Annotated in this window: 20 protein-coding genes; 8 read left to right on the forward strand and 12 right to left on the reverse strand. The window is 70.6% G+C overall.

What is annotated here, in order from left to right; genetic code table 11:
• Nucleotides 1-43 precede the first annotated feature (43 nt).
• Together dapA and ACFYTQ_RS11570 are read left to right on the forward strand one after the other, a co-directional pair.
• Nucleotides 44-919, forward strand: a complete 876-nt coding sequence (gene dapA / locus ACFYTQ_RS11565) for a 4-hydroxy-tetrahydrodipicolinate synthase (protein ID WP_387359493.1) — start codon at nt 44-46, stop codon at nt 917-919.
• A 65-nt stretch (nt 920-984) separates the two neighbouring features.
• Nucleotides 985-1,911 (forward strand): LysR substrate-binding domain-containing protein, encoded by a 927-nt coding sequence (locus tag ACFYTQ_RS11570; RefSeq protein WP_387359495.1) that lies wholly within the window; start codon nt 985-987, stop codon nt 1,909-1,911.
• Nucleotides 1,912-1,919: 8 nt separating this feature from the next.
• Here ACFYTQ_RS11570 and ACFYTQ_RS11575 read toward each other — a convergent pair whose 3' ends face one another.
• Both ACFYTQ_RS11575 and ACFYTQ_RS11580 read right to left on the reverse strand, forming a co-directional pair.
• Nucleotides 1,920-2,123, reverse strand: coding sequence for a hypothetical protein (locus tag ACFYTQ_RS11575; protein ID WP_387359497.1), 204 nt, complete (start codon nt 2,121-2,123; stop codon nt 1,920-1,922).
• Nucleotides 2,124-2,194: 71 nt separating this feature from the next.
• Nucleotides 2,195-2,428: a BldC family transcriptional regulator gene (locus ACFYTQ_RS11580; RefSeq protein WP_062513434.1), complete on the reverse strand. Its 234-nt coding sequence runs from the start codon at nt 2,426-2,428 to the stop codon at nt 2,195-2,197.
• 241 nt (nt 2,429-2,669) lie between these two features.
• Between ACFYTQ_RS11580 and ACFYTQ_RS11585 the strand changes: the two genes are divergently transcribed.
• The 4 genes from ACFYTQ_RS11585 to ACFYTQ_RS11600 all read left to right on the forward strand — a co-directional run bounded on the left by ACFYTQ_RS11585 (nt 2,670) and on the right by ACFYTQ_RS11600 (nt 4,354).
• Nucleotides 2,670-3,008, forward strand: a complete 339-nt coding sequence (locus ACFYTQ_RS11585; protein ID WP_387359499.1) for a DUF4229 domain-containing protein — start codon at nt 2,670-2,672, stop codon at nt 3,006-3,008.
• A 121-nt stretch (nt 3,009-3,129) separates the two neighbouring features.
• Nucleotides 3,130-3,351 (forward strand): helix-turn-helix domain-containing protein, encoded by a 222-nt coding sequence (locus ACFYTQ_RS11590; protein WP_387359501.1) that lies wholly within the window; start codon nt 3,130-3,132, stop codon nt 3,349-3,351.
• Entirely contained in the window at nt 3,351-3,938 is a 588-nt protein-coding gene (locus ACFYTQ_RS11595; RefSeq protein WP_387359503.1) for a Clp protease N-terminal domain-containing protein, read from the forward strand. The genes ACFYTQ_RS11590 and ACFYTQ_RS11595 overlap by 1 nt, the downstream gene beginning before the upstream one ends.
• 29 nt (nt 3,939-3,967) lie before the next feature.
• Nucleotides 3,968-4,354 carry a phage holin family protein gene (locus tag ACFYTQ_RS11600; RefSeq protein WP_387359505.1) on the forward strand — a complete coding sequence of 129 codons (387 nt, stop codon included), beginning with the start codon at nt 3,968-3,970 and terminating at the stop codon, nt 4,352-4,354.
• Here the strand turns inward: ACFYTQ_RS11600 and ACFYTQ_RS11605 are convergent.
• Both ACFYTQ_RS11605 and ACFYTQ_RS11610 read right to left on the reverse strand, forming a co-directional pair.
• Entirely contained in the window at nt 4,351-5,220 is an 870-nt protein-coding gene (locus tag ACFYTQ_RS11605; RefSeq protein WP_387359507.1) for a 1,4-dihydroxy-2-naphthoate polyprenyltransferase, read from the reverse strand. The two genes, ACFYTQ_RS11600 and ACFYTQ_RS11605, sit on opposite strands and share 4 nt — an antisense overlap.
• Nucleotides 5,221-5,241: 21 nt before the next feature.
• On the reverse strand, nt 5,242-5,697 hold the full coding sequence (locus tag ACFYTQ_RS11610; protein WP_387359509.1) for an SRPBCC family protein: 456 nt from the start codon (nt 5,695-5,697) through the stop codon (nt 5,242-5,244).
• 89 nt (nt 5,698-5,786) lie between these two features.
• On the opposite strand from ACFYTQ_RS11610, the gene ACFYTQ_RS11615 reads away from it, so the two are divergent.
• The gene (locus tag ACFYTQ_RS11615; RefSeq protein WP_387359511.1) at nt 5,787-9,158 is read left to right on the forward strand and encodes a BTAD domain-containing putative transcriptional regulator; all 3,372 of its coding nucleotides are present in this window, start codon (nt 5,787-5,789) and stop codon (nt 9,156-9,158) included.
• Between the two features lie 49 nt (nt 9,159-9,207).
• Here the strand turns inward: ACFYTQ_RS11615 and ACFYTQ_RS11620 are convergent, their stop codons facing one another.
• From ACFYTQ_RS11620 to ACFYTQ_RS11655, 8 genes are all read right to left on the reverse strand, one after another.
• Nucleotides 9,208-10,053, reverse strand: a complete 846-nt coding sequence (locus ACFYTQ_RS11620; protein ID WP_387359513.1) for an ABC transporter permease — start codon at nt 10,051-10,053, stop codon at nt 9,208-9,210.
• Entirely contained in the window at nt 10,050-11,063 is a 1,014-nt protein-coding gene (locus ACFYTQ_RS11625) for an ATP-binding cassette domain-containing protein (RefSeq protein ID WP_387359515.1), read from the reverse strand. The genes ACFYTQ_RS11620 and ACFYTQ_RS11625 overlap by 4 nt, the downstream gene beginning before the upstream one ends.
• An 88-nt stretch (nt 11,064-11,151) precedes the next feature.
• The gene (gene menE / locus ACFYTQ_RS11630) at nt 11,152-12,255 is read right to left on the reverse strand and encodes an o-succinylbenzoate--CoA ligase (RefSeq protein ID WP_387360173.1); all 1,104 of its coding nucleotides are present in this window, start codon (nt 12,253-12,255) and stop codon (nt 11,152-11,154) included.
• Nucleotides 12,256-12,388: 133 nt separating this feature from the next.
• Nucleotides 12,389-12,709 (reverse strand): DUF3349 domain-containing protein, encoded by a 321-nt coding sequence (locus ACFYTQ_RS11635; RefSeq protein WP_387359517.1) that lies wholly within the window; start codon nt 12,707-12,709, stop codon nt 12,389-12,391.
• 9 nt (nt 12,710-12,718) lie between these two features.
• A complete protein-coding gene (locus ACFYTQ_RS11640; RefSeq protein ID WP_387359519.1) occupies nt 12,719-13,003 on the reverse strand; it encodes a hypothetical protein in 285 nt (94 codons plus the stop codon).
• Entirely contained in the window at nt 13,003-14,199 is a 1,197-nt protein-coding gene (locus tag ACFYTQ_RS11645; RefSeq protein WP_387359521.1) for an anion permease, read from the reverse strand. The genes ACFYTQ_RS11640 and ACFYTQ_RS11645 overlap by 1 nt, the downstream gene beginning before the upstream one ends.
• Nucleotides 14,200-14,268: 69 nt before the next feature.
• A complete protein-coding gene (locus ACFYTQ_RS11650; protein ID WP_387359523.1) occupies nt 14,269-14,652 on the reverse strand; it encodes a VOC family protein in 384 nt (127 codons plus the stop codon).
• A 4-nt stretch (nt 14,653-14,656) separates the two neighbouring features.
• On the reverse strand, nt 14,657-15,550 hold the full coding sequence (locus ACFYTQ_RS11655; RefSeq protein ID WP_387359525.1) for a 1,4-dihydroxy-2-naphthoyl-CoA synthase: 894 nt from the start codon (nt 15,548-15,550) through the stop codon (nt 14,657-14,659).
• A 128-nt stretch (nt 15,551-15,678) separates the two neighbouring features.
• On the opposite strand from ACFYTQ_RS11655, the gene ACFYTQ_RS11660 reads away from it, so the two are divergent.
• Nucleotides 15,679-16,335: a PaaI family thioesterase gene (locus tag ACFYTQ_RS11660; RefSeq protein ID WP_387359527.1), complete on the forward strand. Its 657-nt coding sequence runs from the start codon at nt 15,679-15,681 to the stop codon at nt 16,333-16,335.
• Nucleotides 16,336-16,376: the final 41 nt, after the last annotated feature.

Below are 16,376 nucleotides of genomic sequence, written 5' to 3' on the forward strand. Positions count from 1 at the left end.
AGGCGAAATAGACGTAACGGGTTGTCTGGGCCAGGCTGGGGTCATGACGTTCTCGGGTCTGTTCGTTCCCCTGATCACGCCCTTCACCGCGCGGGGCGAACTCGCGGCCGACGCGCTCGCGGCGCTCGCCCACGGAGTCCTCGACGCGGGCGCGGCCGGACTCGTCGCGCTCGGCACCACCGGGGAACCGGCCACCCTCACGCCGGACGAGCGGCGACGCGTCGTCGACATCCTCGCCACGGTGTGCGCGGAACGCCGGTCCCCCTTGATAATCGGGGCCGGGTCCAACGCCACCGCCGATTCGGTGCGGGACGTCGAACGGCTCGATCCGCGGGCGGCGGCGGTCCTGGCGGTGGTCCCGTACTACACCCGTCCCTCCGAGGAGGGGATCGTCGCCCACTTCCGCGCGCTCGCCGCGGCCAGCCCGGCGCCGCTGCTGATCTACAACATTCCCTACCGCACCGGCCGCACCCTGAGCCTCGAAACTTTGTGCCGCCTGGCCGAACTCCCGAATATCGCCGGATTCAAACACGCCGTCGGCGGGATCGACGACACGACGATCGCCTTCCTCGCCCGCACGCACACCGCCGTCCTCGCCGGTGACGACCTCTACGCCGCACCCCTATTGGCCCTCGGCGCCAGCGGCGCGATTCTCGCAAGCGCCAATGTCCTACCTGAGCCATACGCCCGCCTCGTCTCGTCCTGGCGGGACGGACCATTCGACCGACCGCTGGCTCATCGCCTCGCGACCCTCGCGGAAACCCTGTTCGCCGAACCGAATCCGGTCGTCGTCAAGGCCGTGCTCGCCGCCCGGGGCCGAATCCCCACCCCGGACGTCCGCATGCCGCTGCTCCCGGCGACCTATACCGCCGTCGCGCGAGCGCTGACCGCCCTCGAGGCGGTGCCCACCGCGATGTGACCCCGGTGATCGAAATCCCCCGCGCTACAGTGAGCTGCACGTTCAACTCATTACGGGGTGGTCGGATGAGTATGGACCCGGTGGATTTCCGGCAGGTGGAGGCGTTCGTCGTGCTCGCCGAGGAACTGCATTTCGGGCGGGCGGCCGCGCGGATGCGACTCACCGCCGGCCGGGTCAGCCAGCTCATCCGGCAGTTCGAGCGGCGGGTCGGCGAGCCGCTGTTCGCGCGGACCAGCCGGAAGGTCGAACTGCTCGCCGCGGGGCAGGCGCTGTTGGCGGAGGTCGAGCCCTGCTATCGGGAACTGTTGCGGGCCATCGCGAACGCGCGGGCGCGGGCGCGCGGATCCGGCGGCGCGCTGCGGGTCGGCTACATCGTGACCATCGGCGTGGCGCGGGCGCATCGGTACGTGTCGGCGTTCGAGCGGGAGTATCCGGACGTCTCGGTGACGACGCATCCGCTCAACGGCTTCGTCACCGGGATCGATCACGCCCTGCGCACCGACGCCGCGGATCTGCTGCTCATGTGGTTCCCGGGTGATCCGGGCGAGTACGCCGCGCGGGAACCCGCGCTGACCTTCGGGCCCAGCCTGCTCACCGCGCCGCGCGGGCTGGCCGTGTCGGCGGGACATCCACTGGCGCAACGGGATTCGGTCGACGCCGAGGAACTGGCCGAGTTCGAGACGATCATGCCGCCGCCGACGTTCCCGGAGTGGTTCGTCGACGCGTGGACGCCGCCGGTCACGCCGTCGGGGCGGCCGATTCGCCGCCGGGCCGTGGTCGCCGATTGGAGCGTCGATCCGGCGGTGGACGCGGTGGTCCGCACGGGACTGATCCACATCGCGACGTCGCTCATGGTGGAGGGCCTGGTCCGCCCCGGGGTGGTGCTCGTCCCGGTGACCGGGCTACCGGACGCTCATCTGGTGCCGGTCCGGCGCGGCCCGGCCGATTCGGCCCTGGTCCGCCGCTTCGTGGACGTTGCCACGCGAAGCTGAGCGCGCCCTCAGCGCTCGGGTCCGGGATCGCCGTCCCGGTGCTGGCGCGAGATGCGCCAAAGGAATTCGGGATCGTCGTCGGGGCCGACGATGCGATTGCGGTGCGAGGAATTCCGACCGGCGCCGGAGCGGTGCGCAGCGCCCGGTCCGAACGCCTTCCAGCACAACACCGCGACGGCCACCACCGCGATGAGTGCCAACAGGTACGTCACGTCGCTCACCTCCTGCTATCGAGGGTAATCGGGTGGCGTACCTGCGGCACGACCTACGCGGAAATCGGGGGTCAGACGCGCGTCGCCTCGGTGGTCAACGACTTCAACAGCTGCATCACCTCGGACTCGCGGAAGCGGCGGTGACCGCCGGGAGTGCGCAGCGAGCCCAGCCGCCCGGCGTGCGCCCAGCGGGTGACGGTCTTCGGATCGACATGGAACAGTGCCGCTACCTGGCCCGGGGTCAGGAGGGCCTCCTGGCCGTTGACGGAACCCAACGTGCGGCTCGCCGCGGTGATCGCAGTCATTCGCAAACCTTTCCGTAATCGACAGTCCCTCATCAGATAGCGACATCGTTGCACTGACACCCCCAGGTACTCGAACGATCTAACGTTGGTAAAGGGGAAGTAATAGACAAATCGGATATCCGTACGGCTTGGATTTGTCCGCTTGTGTCCGGACCAGCGAATATCCAGCGTCCTATTCGGTGGCGATCCGGCAAATCGGGCGGATCGTCACCGCGGCAGGGCCGTCACTTAGGCTGGACGGGTGAGTGACGCATCCCGACCGGACGACGACGCCGCCCCCGAGACCGCCGTTTCGCCGGGTCGGCGGCTGGTGCGCAACCTGGTGCTGTACACCCTCGCCCGGCTGGCGCTGGTCGCGGTCCTCGCGGCCGTCATCGTCGCGGCGGCGCGTTTGCTGAACGTGGACATCCCGCTGATCGTCGCGCTGTTGTTCGCGCTCGTCGTCGCGATGCCGCTGTCGATGGTGCTGTTCAAGCGCCTGCGCGCGCGGGTCAACGAGGACATCGCCGCGGTCGACGAGAAGCGGCGCACCGACAAGGCCCGGTTGCGGGCGCGCCTGCGCGGCGACGAGTCGGAGTGACCGCGCCGCTCGCGCGCTGAGAACACCTCGCGGACAAGACATTCGGATCCCTCGTCGGGTGCGCGTTCCTGTCGTGTCAATTTTCATTGACATAGCCCGAGCGTCAATGTAAATTGACGTCATGAGTGAAGCGACAACGCTGGCGGCCGCCGCCGGTAGCCCGGATCCCCAGATCGGGCTGCGCGCGGTGCTCGCACTGCGCCGGCTGCTCGAACGGCTCGAGGCGATCCAGGTGGCCAATGCCCGCACCCAGGGCTGGTCCTGGCAGGCGATCGCCGACGCGCTCGAGGTCAGCCGCCAGGCGGTCCACCAGAAGTACAACCGGAGAGGCGGGATCCGCTGATGTTCGAACGGTTCAGCAAGGCAGCGCGCTACGCGGTCGTGATCGCCCAGGAGGAGGCGCGCCAATTGCGTTCGGAGCGAATCGATGTCGAGCACCTGTTGCTCGGGGTCGCCGTGAGTCCCGACAAGGCGCTGCGAAAAACGCTGGCGGACAACGGGGTGACCGGTGAGCGGATCCGAGCCGCGCTGAGCGCCAGGCGGATCGGCGAACCGCTCGGCGAGGAGGACGCCGCCGCACTGCGTTCCATCGGCATCGACCTGGATCGGGTGCGCGAGAGCCTGGAGGCCACGTTCGGCGAGGACGCCCTCGAGCGCGCGGTGCCGGGCGAGGAAAGCCGTTGGGGCCGTCTGAGTTTGCGCGGCGGCCGGAACTTCGGCCACATCCCGTTCACCCGGGACGCGAAGAAGGCGCTGGAGCTGTCCCTGCGCGAGACGCTCGCGCGCGGCGACGACCGCATCGAGGCCGCGCACGTACTGCTCGGCATCCTGCGCGCGCCGAACCCCGCCACCCGCGACCTGCTCGGCGGCGAGTCCGGCGTGCGCGCCCTGCGCGACGCGACGCACGGCCTGCTCGACGAGGCGGCCTGATTCGATGGGTTCGCCGCTAGGCTGGCGCCATGGTTGTCCTGCTACGCCTGGTCATCAACGCCGTCGCCATCTGGCTCGCCGCCGCGTGGAACGACAAGATCGACCTGATCAGTCCGGAACACGACGGCACCGGCGGCAAGATCGTCGTGCTGCTGGCCGTCGCGGTGGTCTTCGGCCTGGTCAACGCCCTGGTGAAGCCGATCGTGAAGCTGCTGTCGCTGCCGCTGGTCGTCCTCACGCTCGGGCTGTTCCTGTTGGTGATCAACGCGCTGATGCTGCTGCTGACCGCGAAGATCACCGAGACCACCGAATACGGCCTGCGGGTGCACGGGTTCTGGGCCGCGGTGGTCGGCAGCATCATCATCACCCTGGTGAACTGGGTGCTCGGCGTGCTGGTGCCGGACCGGGACGACTAACCGAGCCCCAGCGCCAGCGCGGTCAGGATCGACCACAGCAGCATCGCCAGGCCGGTGTCGCGCAGCGACGGGATGAGTCCCGGGCCCTGCTCGCCGCCGCGCACGGGGGCGTTCGAGCGGACGGCCAGCGGCACCGCCAGCAGTCCGGCGAGCGCCCACGGCGTGCGGGCCACCAGGGCCGCCGAGGCCACGAACGGCACCACCAGCAGCGCCAGATGCAGTGTGCGCGTACGCGTGTCGCCGAGCCGCACGGCCAGGGTGGTCTTGCCCGTCACCGCGTCGGTCGGGATGTCGCGCAGATTGTTGGTGACCAGCACCGCGCTGGAGAAGCAGCCGACCGCGACCGCGCCGACCAGTCCGGCCCAGTCCACCCGCTCGGCCTGGACGAATTCGGTGCCCAGCACGGCGACCAGGCCGAAGAACACGAATACCGCGATCTCACCGAAACCGCTGTAGCCGTAGGGCTTTCGGCCGCCGGTGTAGAACCAGGCACCCGCCAGGCAGGCCAGCCCGACCAGCAGCAGCCACCACGCCGTGGTGAACACGAGCACCAGCCCGACCACCGCGGCCACGCTCAGGCTCGCCACGGCCGCGCCGCGCACGGCCGCGGGACTCGCCACGCCCGAACCCACCAGGCGCAGCGGGCCGACCCGCTCGTCGTCGGTGCCGCGGATGCCGTCGGAGTAGTCGTTGGCGTAGTTCACGCCGACGATCAGGGCGAGCGAGACCACCAGGCTCAGCAGGGCCTTCCACCACACCGCCCCGCCCAGCGACGCGGCCGCGCCGGTGCCCACCAGGATCGGGGCGACGGCGTTGGGGAGGGTGCGGGGGCGGGCTCCTTCGAGCCACTGTGCTGCGCTTGCCATGTCCGGGAGCCTAATCCGCGCTCAGGACTCGGCAACCGTCCGCAGCCGCGCCAGGCCCTTCTCGAAATCGCGGCCGATCATCGAATCCATCGGGATGACCTTGGCCAGCAGGCTCATCACCGCGTTGCGCTCGCCGCTCATCCGCCAGCTCACCCGCGTGCCGCCGTCGGCGGGTGTCAGGTCGAAGCGCACGCGGTTGGTCGCGCGCCACGGCTTCTCGAAGATCAGGCGGACGTCGACGGTGTCGTCGGTCACGCCGGTGATCTCCATGCTGCCGCGCCCGGCCTTGCGATTGCCGTCCCAGGCGTAGGTCGCGCCGACGCCGGAGTCCGGCCCGGAGAAGGTGCGCCGCATCCCCGGATCGAGTTCCTCCCAGGGCGACCACTCCTGCCAGCGGTGGAAGTCCAGCAGGTGGGCGCGGATGGTGGCGGGATCGGCCGCGATGACGGTCTCCCGCGTGATTTCGAATTCGGCCATAGCGGGAGCGTAGGCGAACAATGGTGATCGGCGGGCGGTACCACGCGCGCCCGGAATTCGGTGGACGACTCACATACGATGGCAGCAGCATGCCTCCTGATCACGGCGGGTTCCCCAGCGCCGCCACCACAGCCGCCGACAGCGCGCCGGACCCCGTGCCGATCGCGGTGCTCGGGGAGGTCGCGGTGCGCCGCGGCGGCGAACTGGTCCCCGTGCCGGGCGCGCGGGCGCGGGTGCTGGTGGCCGCGCTGGCCGCCCATCCCGGCCGCAGCCGCAGCGCGCAGTCGCTCATCGACGACGTCTGGGGTGAGCAGCCGCCGCGGGCGCCGATGAACGCGCTGCACACCCAGGTCTCGCGGCTGCGCGCGGTATTGCCGGACGGCGCGCTCGAGATCGGCCCGGCGGGGTATCGGCTCGCGCTGGGCGAGGACGACGTCGATCTGACCCGCGCCCGCGCGCTGGAACGCCGGGCCCGCGAATCCCACGCCGCCGGAAGCCATTTCGACTGCCTGCACCTGATCGCGCGGGCGCGGTCGCTGTGGCGGGGCGAGCCCGGGGCGGATCTGCCGCCCGGCCCGGTCGCCGACGAACTGGCCGAACTGGCCGCCACCCGCTGGCGGGCCCTGGACGAACTGGAGCTCGCGGCGCGCGAGGCCGCGGGGGACATCGCCGGTGCGGTGACCATCGCGCGGCAGGTCGCGGCCGCCGCACCGCTGGACGAACCGGCTCACGCCACGCTGATGCGGTTGCTGGCCGCCGACGGCCGCGGGAACGAGGCGCTGGAGATCTTCGCCGGGGTGCGCGGCCGGTTGGCCGCCGAACTCGGCGCGGATCCGGGACCGGCGCTGGTGGCGCTGAACACGGCCATCCTGCGCGGTGATCCGATCGCCCCCGCCCGCACGCCGACGCCCCCGCAGCGGGTCGCCTCGGCCCAGCACGCCGTCGAACCGGACGGACCCGCGCACGACCACCTCGTCTCGGCCATCGGCCTGCGCGCCGCGCCGAATCCGCTGCTCGGCCGCGATATCGATCTCGCCGCGCTGGAACGGCTGGTGCGCACGAGCCGGGTCACCACGGTGCTGGGTCCCGGCGGCGCGGGCAAGACGCGGGTCGCCAACGAACTGGGCGCGCGGGTGGCGCGCGAACTGCCGGTGGTCCTGGTCGAATTGGCCTCGGTGCGAGCCGATCCCGACAACGCCCGCCCCGAGATCGAGGGCGCGATCAGCGCGACGCTGGGCGTGAGCGAGGTCAGCCGCGACCCGACCGCGCTGCGGCCCGGCCAGCGGCTCGACATCCGGCGGCGGCTGCGCGACGCGCTGTCGGCCCGGCCGATGCTGCTGATCCTCGACAACTGCGAACATCTCGTCGACGCGGCCGCGGAGGTGGTCGCGGATCTGGTCGGCGCCTGCGACCGGTTGACGGTGCTGACCACCAGCCGGGCGCCGCTGGCGATCATGGCCGAGACGGTATATCCGTTGCCGCCCTTGGCGATCGACGCGCACGGCTCGCCCGCGACCGAGCTGTTCGCGGCCCGGGCGCGGGCGGTGCGGCCCTCGGTCCGCCTCGATCCCGAGACCGTCGCGCGGCTGTGCCACACCCTCGACGGGCTGCCGCTGGCCATCGAATTGGCCGCGGCCCGGGTGCGGACCATGAGCGTGGAGGACATCGAGGCCCGGCTGCACCGTCGATTCGCGTTGCTGCGCAGCGGGGATCGCAGCTCACCCGAGCGGCATCGCACCCTGCACGCGGTGATCGAGTGGAGCTGGAATCTGCTCGACGAACCGCAGCGGATCGCGCTGCGCCGATTGTGCCGATTCCCGGCCGGATTCACGCTCACCGCCGCGGAGATCGTCGCGGGCGGCGACGACGTGGTGGACGTGGCGGGCGCGGTCGACGGGCTGGTGACCCAGTCGTTGCTGTCGGTCATCGAGACCGACGACGGCGGCACCCGCTACCGGATGCTGGAGACCGTGCGCGAATTCGGCGAGGAGCGGCTCACCGCCGCCGACGAGAGCGCCCTGGTCACCCGCGAGATGAACCGCTGGGCAGAGCATTTCGTCCTCGAACTCGACGAGTTGCACCGGGCGGGGGAGCAGGTCCGGGCGGTGCTGACGCTCGGGGCCGAACAGGACAACCTGGCGGCGGTACTGCGGGCCGGGCTCGAAAACCGGGACGCCGCAACGGTTTACCTGGTGTTCCCGGTGCTGGGCATCCTCTGGGTGATGCGCGGCGCGCATCTCGAGCTGGAGAGCTGGGGGCGGCGCGTGCTGCACGTCGCGCCCCCGCCGCCAGGCGCGGACCGGTTCCGGACCGATCTGCAGGTCTACGCCCAGGCGCTGATCGGCACGCACGTCATCTTCGGCGGCTACGAGGCGCGGCCCATCGCGGTATTGCGGACGCGCACGCGGCGGGTGCTGCGGTCGGGCGCGCCGATGTCGCCGCTGGCGCGGTTCGTCGCCGAGATGGTGTGCATCCGGCCCACCGCGGCCGCGCTGTGGCGCGCGCTGGCGGCCGCCACCCGCTCGGAACACCGCGAGATCCGTTGGGCCGCTTTGCTGTTCCGCGCGAACATGGCCGAGAACTCCAGCGACGTGATCGGGTCGATGCGCGATTCGACGCGGGCCATGGCCGAGATCGATCGGGGTGACGTCTGGGGCACGGCCATGCTGTGCCAGCATCTCGGCCAGCTCGCCGCGCAGACCGGGCGCTACGTCGACTCGGTCGACTACTACCGCCGCGCGGTGGAGGGGCTGCATCGGCTGGGCTCCTACGACGAGAGCGTCGAGATGCGCAGTTATCTGGCGCTCTCGCTGGTCGGCATCGGTGATCTCGCGCAGGCGCGCCGCGAATTGGAAACGGCGGCGGGCTTTGTCGACGGGGCCGCCGGGCCGGACGATCCGGTGACCCGGCCCAACCACCGGCTCGCGGCCGTGCGGATGGGCTGGGGTGAGCTGGCGCTCGCCGAGGGCGATGTGGCGGTGGGGCTGCGGCGGGCGCGGGCGACGCTGGAGCTGTTCGCGTGGCCGCAGTACCTGCAGGGCCCCGGGCCGGGCGATATCATCGCGGCCGCGTCGGTGCTCGACGCCCACATCCTGTACGACCGCCTGGACGCGGTGCCGACGCTGCCGCTGGAACTGATCGACGTGGCCGCCGATCGGCTGGGGCAGTTCATGGATCTGCCGCAGATCGGCTCGGTCGCCAACGCCGTCGGCTCGTATCTGGCCGCCACGCAACGGCTTCCGGAGACCGCGCGGGAACTGCTCATTCTCGCCGAGAAGGTCCTCGCCCGCGAGGACACCCCCTCCATGCTGCTGTCCCGCCATCGGGAACGGCACGCCGCGCTGATGACCGACGACGCCACGGCTCGGCTGCGCCGCGAGGCCGCGCGGATCGGACGCCGCACGGCGGCCAAGCGAATCATGCTGGCGCTGAAGGACATCGCGCGCGAACTGCGCGCATGAGGACGCCCACCCACCGCGAGACGCGGCGGGCGGGCGTCGGGTGATCATCTCAGGCGCGGCGCATGTAGGCGCGGATGGCCAGCGGGGCGAAGATCACGATGATCCCGGCCGAGCCGATCAGGCACCAGGCGATATTGGCGCTGTAGAGATTCTGATTCATCAGTTCGCGGCAGGCGTTGACCATGTAGTAGATCGGGTTGATCTTGTTGAAGCCCTGCAACCAGCCCGGCATGGTGCCCACGGAGACGAAGGCGCCGGACACGAAGGTCAGCGGGAACATGATCATCATCGAGATGCCCTGCACGGTGGCCGCGCTCTTGCCGGTGACCCCGACCAGGGCCCAGATCCAGCTGACCGCGAACGAGCAGACGATCACGAGCAGAGCCGCGACCACCACACCCGCCACGCCGCCCGCGGGGCGGTAGCCGAGGATGATGCCCACCGTGATGGTGAGGACCGTGGCCAGCCCGTAGCGGACCATATCGGCGATCAGCGCCCCGGCCAGGGCCGAGATGCGGGCGATGGGCAGGGATTTGAACCGGTCGAAGACGCCCTTGTCCATATCCTCGCGCAGCTGGGTGCCGGTGACGACCGAGGTCAGCACCACGGTCTGCACCAGGATGCCCGGAATCAGCAGGGGCAGATAGCCTTTCACCCCGCCACCGCCGCCGAGGGCGCCGCCGAAGATGTAGGCGAACAGCGCGGTGAACAGGATCGGCTGGATGGTGACGTCGAACAGCTGTTCCGGATTGTGCTTGATCTTGAGAATGCCGCGGTAGGCCATGGTCAGCGAGTTCGCGACGGTCTGGCGCAACCCGATGTGGTTGCCGACCTCGGGAATCGCGGGCCGGGCGGCGTGCCGCGCGGTGGCGGTGGGTGCGGTGAGAGTGGTCATGCCGCACTCCTTTCGGTGTCGTCGTCGTTCTGGTCCTCGGCGCCGTGTCCGGTGAGGGCGAAGAAGACCTCGTCCAGGCTCGGCTTGCTGACGGTGATCTCGTCCACGCGAATGTCGTTGTCGCGCAGGCGAATCAGGAGATCCGCGGTCACGCCCGGATCGTCGAGCGGGGCGGTCACGCGGCCCGCCTCCGGGGTGATGGCGGCCTCGACGGGCTTTCCGCCGGCGCGGGAGAGGAAGTCGCCGATGAGCGTGCGGGCCTGTTCGATGTAGCTCGGGTCCGCCAGGGTGACCTGTAGGGCCGACACGCCCACCGACGCCTTGAGTTCGTCGGAGGTGCCGTCGGCGATGACCTTGCCGCGGTCGATCACCGCGATGCGGTCGGCCAGCTGGTCGGCCTCGTCCAGGTACTGGGTGGTGAGCAGGACGGTCGCGCCCTCGCGGACCAGCCGCCGGATGGTCTCCCACATCTGCGCGCGGGTGCGCGGGTCCAGGCCGGTGGTCGGCTCGTCGAGGAACAGCAGCGGCGGGGTCGCGATCAGGCTGGCGGCCAGGTCGAGCCGTCGCCGCATACCGCCGGAGAAGTTCTCCAGGGCCTTGTTCGCGGCCTCGGTCAGACCGAACTCCTCCAGCAGTTCCTGGGCCCGGCGGCGCGCCTCGGTGCGGCCGAGTCCGAGCAGGCGGGAGAAGATGATCAGGTTCTCGGTGGCCGACAGCTTCTCGTCCACGGAGGCGTACTGCCCCGTGACCCCGATCAGCTGCCGGACCGCGGTGGGCTCGGCCTGCACGTCGTGACCGAAGATGCGGGCGCGGCCCCCGTCCGGTCGCAGCAGGGTGGCGAGCATGCGGATGGTGGTGGTCTTCCCGGCTCCGTTCGGCCCGAGCACGCCGTACACCGCGCCCTGCGGCACCGTCAGGCTCACGCCGTCCACGGCCCGTTGCTCCCCGAAGACCTTGACCAGCCCCTCCGCCTCGATGGCGAGTGTGTCAGCAGGTGCGTAAGAAGTCATGCTCCTACTGTCGGGGGCCGACCTTGCACGACCCTTGCACGCGTATTGCAGGGTGGCGCAAGGGGCTCTTGCGCCGCCCTTGCCGCGGTCAGTGCGCCGATTCGGCGAGCAGGTGGTCCCGCAGCCTGGCGCGGTCCGGCTTGCCCGGTCCGCGCATCGGGACCTCGTCGATGAGGGCGAGTTCGCGGGGGGCGGCGATCGGGTCGAGTTCGGCCGTCACATGGTCGCGGAGGTCGTCGAGGGTCGGGGTCGCGCCGGGCGCGGGGACGACGGCGACGGCCACGCGCTGGCCCAGGCGCTCGTCGGGCAGGCCGAGCACCACGACCTCGGTCACCGCCGGGTGGGTGGCGAGGACGGCCTCGACCACCTGCGGGATGACCAGCAGGCCGCCGGTGGTGATGGCCTCGTCGAGGCGGCCGGTGATGCGCAGCCGCCCGTTCTCGAAGGTTCCGGCGTCGTCGGTGCGGAACCAGCCGGGTTCGGCGAACGCGGGGTGGTCGGGGAGGCCGCGGTAGCCCTTGGCGAGCATGTCGCCGCCGAGCAGGACCCGGCCGTCCTCGATGCGGACCCGCGCGCCGCGCAGCGGTTCGCCCTCGTAGACGCAGCCGCCGCAGGTCTCGCTCATGCCGTAGGTGCGCACGACGTTGATTCCGGCGGCCCGTGCGCGTTCCAGGACGGGCGCGGGCGTGGCCGCGCCGCCGACCAGCACGGCGTCGAGTTCGGTGAGCGCCTCGGCGCTGACCGGTTCGTCCAGGGCCTTGATCAACTGGGTGGGCACCAGCGAGGTGTAGCGCCGGGGCCCGCGCATCGCGCCGATGGCCGTGGCCAGCCCGCCGGGCAGGAAGCCGTCGGTGACGTCGAGGACCACCGGGTCGGTTCCGGCGAGGATGCTGCGCATCAGCACCTGCAAGCCGGCGATGTGATGGGTCGGCAACGCCAGCAACCACTGTCCGGGCCCGCCGAGCCGCTCGTGGGTGGCGTCGCCGCTGGCCCGCAGCGCCGACGAGGTGAGCATCGCGCCCTTCGGCACGCCGGTCGTGCCGGAGGTGGTGACCACCAGGGCCACGTCGTCCTCGATCGGCTCGCCCGGGCCCAGGGCGCTCGACAGCCGATGGGTTTCGCGGCGGTCACCCGTCGGCACCGGCAGCCACGCCGGACCGTTGCCGTCCAACGCTTCCCTCAGATGCGGCATGACATCTCCCACCGCGGCACCGGTGGGAATGGGAAGGGTCCGCAGGGTACTGCTCACGTTCGCGATCGTGTCATGTCGAAGCCGGCAACCCGCGCACGGGTCCGTCCTCCCTTCGGCTGTCGGGGAATCGGGATCATTCGGACGTCGGTGTCGCCAGCGGCCACCCACCGGCTGCGAGCCGGGAGGCCACCCGAGCGATATCGTCCCCGCCGGGATGTTCCTTGGCAACTCGGGCGATGGCGGCCGAGATCTCCGCGTGGTCGATCTCGTCGACGCCGTCGCGCTCGCGCACGAGTTCCTCCACGATCATCCGCACCTCGTAGTCGGTGAGGCGGCGATGCAGCACCGCGAGCAGCGCCACATAGTCCGATTGCGGAACGCCCTGGGGATACCCGGCTTTCAGCCACGCGAGCACCTTGGCCAGCACCGACGGCGAGCCTCGATCTTCGGTCACGGCGGATCCTCACTGTCCGAACAGATGTATGCCGAGCCGGGCGGCCAGAAAAGTCTTGGCCACGAACAACACTCCCGCCACGACCGCGGCGAGCACCACGGCGTAACACACCGCGGCGATCGCGGTGGCCGAGCGTCGTCGCACGGCGGAATCGCTCGTACCCTCCTCGGGTACCCCCGCGCGGGACTGGAAACGCACACCCAGCGCGAACAGCGCGGGCAGCCCGGCCCCGAAGACGAGCGCGGCGAGGGTGACCCGGCCGAGTTCGCGCAGGTCGACGAGTACGGTCTGCATCAGCGGTGCTCCATCCGCTCCGGTTCGATCTGGACAACAGGCGGCTCCGCGGGCGGGGGCGGGACCCACTCGTCGTTGACATTGCCCGGATGCACCGGCGCGCGCCGCGAGCGCAGATACATCCACCCGGCCAGCGCGAGCAGCACCGCGAACACCACCAGCACACCCGGGAAGCCGCCGATCCCGTGCGCCAGCGCCCAGCAGGTCGCGCCGACCAGCCCGGACAGCGGCAGCGTGAGCACCCACGCGACGACCATGCGCCCCAGCACGTTCCAGCGCACCTCCGCGCCCGGCCGCCCGAGGCCCGTGCCGAGGATCGCGCCCGTCACCGTCTGCGTGGTCGACAGCGGCAGCCCGAAGTGGGCGGAGGTGAGAATGATGGCGGCACTGGTCGATTCGGCCGCCAAACCCTGCGGCGGGGTGATGTCGACCAGACCCTTGCCCAGGGTGCGGATGATCCGCCAGCCGCCGAGCGCGGTCCCGGCCGCGATGGCCACCGCGCAGGCCACGATCACCCACAGCGGCAGCGCATCGCCCGCGCCGCGCGAGCCGTAGGCGATCAGGGCCAGGAAGATGATGCCCATCGTCTTCTGCGAGTCGTTGGTGCCGTGCGCGAGCGAGACCAGCGAGGCCGACCCGATCTGTCCCCAGCGGAAGCCGCGGTCCACCACGCGCTGTTCGCTGCCGCGGGTCAGCCGGTACACCAGCCAGGTGCCGATCGAGGCGACCAGCGCGGCCACCACGGGCGCGAGCACCGCGGGCACCACGATCTTGGTCAGTACGCCCTTCTGCCCGGCCGACCAGATCACCCCGTTCCAGCCCAGTGCGGCGATGGTCGCGCCGATCAGGCCGCCGAACAGGGCGTGCGAGGAACTGGACGGCAGGCCCAGCAGCCAGGTCAGCAGATTCCACAGGATGCCGCCGACGAGGCCCGCGAACACGATCTCGAGCAGCTCGGCCCCGCTCACCTCGTCCAGGCGCACGATGCCCTCGGCGACGGTGGCCGCGACCTCGACGCTGAGGAACGCCCCGATCAGATTGAGCGTGCCCGACAGCAGGACCGCGGTCCGCGGACCGAGCGCGCCGGTCGCGATGGAGGTGGCCATCGCGTTGGCCGTGTCGTGGAAGCCGTTGGTGAAGTCGAAGACCAGTGCGGTGACGACGACGATGAGCAGAACCAGGAGTTCGGCGGTCACCTCTCCAGTGTGCGTTATCGACCCGCGAATATAACTGCCTGTTTGCCAACGTGCCCGAAAATGGTTCGCCTAGCGGGTGTCCCGGCGCAGCGGATGATCACCGGGCACCTCGACCAACACGATCGGCACCCCGTCCGGATCCCGCAGCCACGTCTCGATCAACCCCCACGGCTCGCGCACCGGGCCGCGCTCGATCGCGATCCCGCTCAGCGCGAGCCGCGCCGCCGCATCGCTCGCGTCCCGGACCTGCAACCACAACGCGCCCGCGAACCCCGTGGGCGCGTCCGCCCCCCGCCCGTGCCCGGCGACCTCGATCAGCGACTGCCCGGCGTAGAAGACCGTGCCGCCGGGATACTCCCGCGCGATCGCCAACCCCAGCCCGTCCCGATAGAACGCCAGTGTTCGCTCGTAGTCCGCCGGGCGGAGGATGACCCGGCTGCTGAGAATGTCCACACCCTCAGAAGTACCAGGGGAACGGCGACCAATCCGGCTTTCGCTTCTCGAGGAAGGAGTCGCGTCCCTCCACGGCCTCGTCGGTCATGTAGGCCAGGCGGGTGGCCTCCCCGGCGAACAGTTGCTGGCCGACCAGACCGTCGTCGGCGAGGTTGAACGCGTATTTCAGCATCCGCTGCGCCTGCGGGGACTTGGCCAGGATGTCGGCGGTCCACTCCAGGGCCTCGTCCTCGAGGCGGTCGTGGTCGACGACGGCGTTCACCGCGCCCATCCGGTGCATCTCCTCGGCCGAGTACGGGCGGCCGAGGAAGAAGATCTCGCGGGCGAACTTCTGGCCGACCAGTTTCGCCAGATACGCGCTGCCGTAACCGCCGTCGAAGCTGCCCACATCGGCGTCGGTCTGCTTGAACCGCGCGTGCTCGCGGCTGGCCAGGGTCAGGTCGCAGACGACGTGCAGGCTGTGGCCGCCCCCGGCCGCCCAGCCGTTCACCAGCGCGATGACCACCTTGGGCATGAACCGGATCAGTCGCTGCACCTCGAGGATGTGCAGCCGCCCCGCGCGCGCCTTGTCCACGGTGTCGGCGGTCTCCCCGCTCGCGTACTGATAGCCGCTGCGCCCGCGGATCCGCTGATCGCCGCCCGAGCAGAACGCCCACCCGCCGTCCTTGGGACTGGGCCCGTTACCGGTCAACAGCACCGCGCCCACGTCCGGCGTCATCCGCGCGTGGTCGAGCGCGCGGTACAGCTCGTCGACGGTGTGCGGGCGGAAGGCGTTGCGCACCTCGGGCCGATCGAACGCCACCCGCACGGTGCCCTGCTCGATGTGCCGGTGGTAGGTGATGTCGGTCAGGTTCTCGAACCCGGCCACGGGTTCCCACAACTTCGGATTGAACGTCACGAGAGCCATCCTGACAGCCGTCGCGGGCGTACCCTCCGGCTCCTCGGGCACGTCGACCGGGCGCGCTGTCCGGTCGATTACCCCACAGTTGCGTTGGACGCCGTAAGAAGTCGGGCTAACGTGCTGGTATGAGCGAGCGAGTGGAACCGGTTATAGACCGGAGCGCGATCGACGAGGATCGGTACGAGAAGCACGGCGGATTCCCGAAGATCGCCGAGGCGGATCCGGGCCCCAATTTCGGCCCGTTCGTCGAGGCCATGCGGACCCTCCAGGATCTGGCCGTCTCCGCCGACTGCCCGGACGAGGTGTTCGGGGCGGCGCTGGACAAGGCGCGCGAACTCATCGATCTGCTCGAGCCCTATCGGGCCCCCGAATTGCACAGTCCCGCCGGGCGGGTCGTGACCCTGCCGGGGCGCGGCAGTCTGCTCATGCCGCCGTGGCTCACCGTCGAGGCGGGACCGACGGGCGTGCGGATGCGCGGGGAGTTCCGCCGTTACCACCTCGGCGGCAACAGCGCCGTGCACGGCGGCGTGTTGCCGCTGCTGTTCGACGATTTGTTCGGCTCGCTCGTGCACTATGCCGGTCGTCCGATCAGTCGCACCGCCTTCCTGCATGTCAACTACCGCAAGGTGACTCCGCTCGAGACTCCGCTCGTGGTAGAGGGCACCGTGGACCGGATCGAGGGGCGCAAGACATTCGTAAGCGCAAGGCTCCGAGACGAATCCGAAACGCTGCTCGCCGATTGTGAAGGACTCATGGTGCAACTGCTGCCGTGGCAGCCTTAGCGGGTTGCGGGAGTGTGCCTGGTTCGTCCGGTGCGTATAGT

The organism is Nocardia sp. NPDC004068 (genome assembly GCF_042874315.1).
Classification (GTDB): domain Bacteria; phylum Actinomycetota; class Actinomycetes; order Mycobacteriales; family Mycobacteriaceae; genus Nocardia.

What these genes read in the sequence shown, in the direction of transcription:
- dapA (WP_387359493.1), top strand. Translation starts at nt 44, where the DNA reads ATGACGTTCTCGGGTCTGTTCGTTCCCCTGATCACGCCCTTCACCGCG.
- ACFYTQ_RS11570 (WP_387359495.1), top strand. Translation starts at nt 985, where the DNA reads ATGAGTATGGACCCGGTGGATTTCCGGCAGGTGGAGGCGTTCGTCGTG.
- ACFYTQ_RS11580 (WP_062513434.1), bottom strand. Translation starts at nt 2,428, where the DNA reads ATGACTGCGATCACCGCGGCGAGCCGCACGTTGGGTTCCGTCAACGGC.
- ACFYTQ_RS11590 (WP_387359501.1), top strand. Translation starts at nt 3,130, where the DNA reads ATGAGTGAAGCGACAACGCTGGCGGCCGCCGCCGGTAGCCCGGATCCC.
- ACFYTQ_RS11595 (WP_387359503.1), top strand. Translation starts at nt 3,351, where the DNA reads ATGTTCGAACGGTTCAGCAAGGCAGCGCGCTACGCGGTCGTGATCGCC.
- ACFYTQ_RS11600 (WP_387359505.1), top strand. Translation starts at nt 3,968, where the DNA reads ATGGTTGTCCTGCTACGCCTGGTCATCAACGCCGTCGCCATCTGGCTC.
- ACFYTQ_RS11605 (WP_387359507.1), bottom strand. Translation starts at nt 5,220, where the DNA reads ATGGCAAGCGCAGCACAGTGGCTCGAAGGAGCCCGCCCCCGCACCCTC.
- ACFYTQ_RS11610 (WP_387359509.1), bottom strand. Translation starts at nt 5,697, where the DNA reads ATGGCCGAATTCGAAATCACGCGGGAGACCGTCATCGCGGCCGATCCC.
- ACFYTQ_RS11615 (WP_387359511.1), top strand. Translation starts at nt 5,787, where the DNA reads ATGCCTCCTGATCACGGCGGGTTCCCCAGCGCCGCCACCACAGCCGCC.
- ACFYTQ_RS11620 (WP_387359513.1), bottom strand. Translation starts at nt 10,053, where the DNA reads ATGACCACTCTCACCGCACCCACCGCCACCGCGCGGCACGCCGCCCGG.
- ACFYTQ_RS11625 (WP_387359515.1), bottom strand. Translation starts at nt 11,063, where the DNA reads ATGACTTCTTACGCACCTGCTGACACACTCGCCATCGAGGCGGAGGGG.
- menE (WP_387360173.1), bottom strand. Translation starts at nt 12,255, where the DNA reads ATGCCGCATCTGAGGGAAGCGTTGGACGGCAACGGTCCGGCGTGGCTG.
- ACFYTQ_RS11640 (WP_387359519.1), bottom strand. Translation starts at nt 13,003, where the DNA reads ATGCAGACCGTACTCGTCGACCTGCGCGAACTCGGCCGGGTCACCCTC.
- ACFYTQ_RS11660 (WP_387359527.1), top strand. Translation starts at nt 15,679, where the DNA reads ATGAGCGAGCGAGTGGAACCGGTTATAGACCGGAGCGCGATCGACGAG.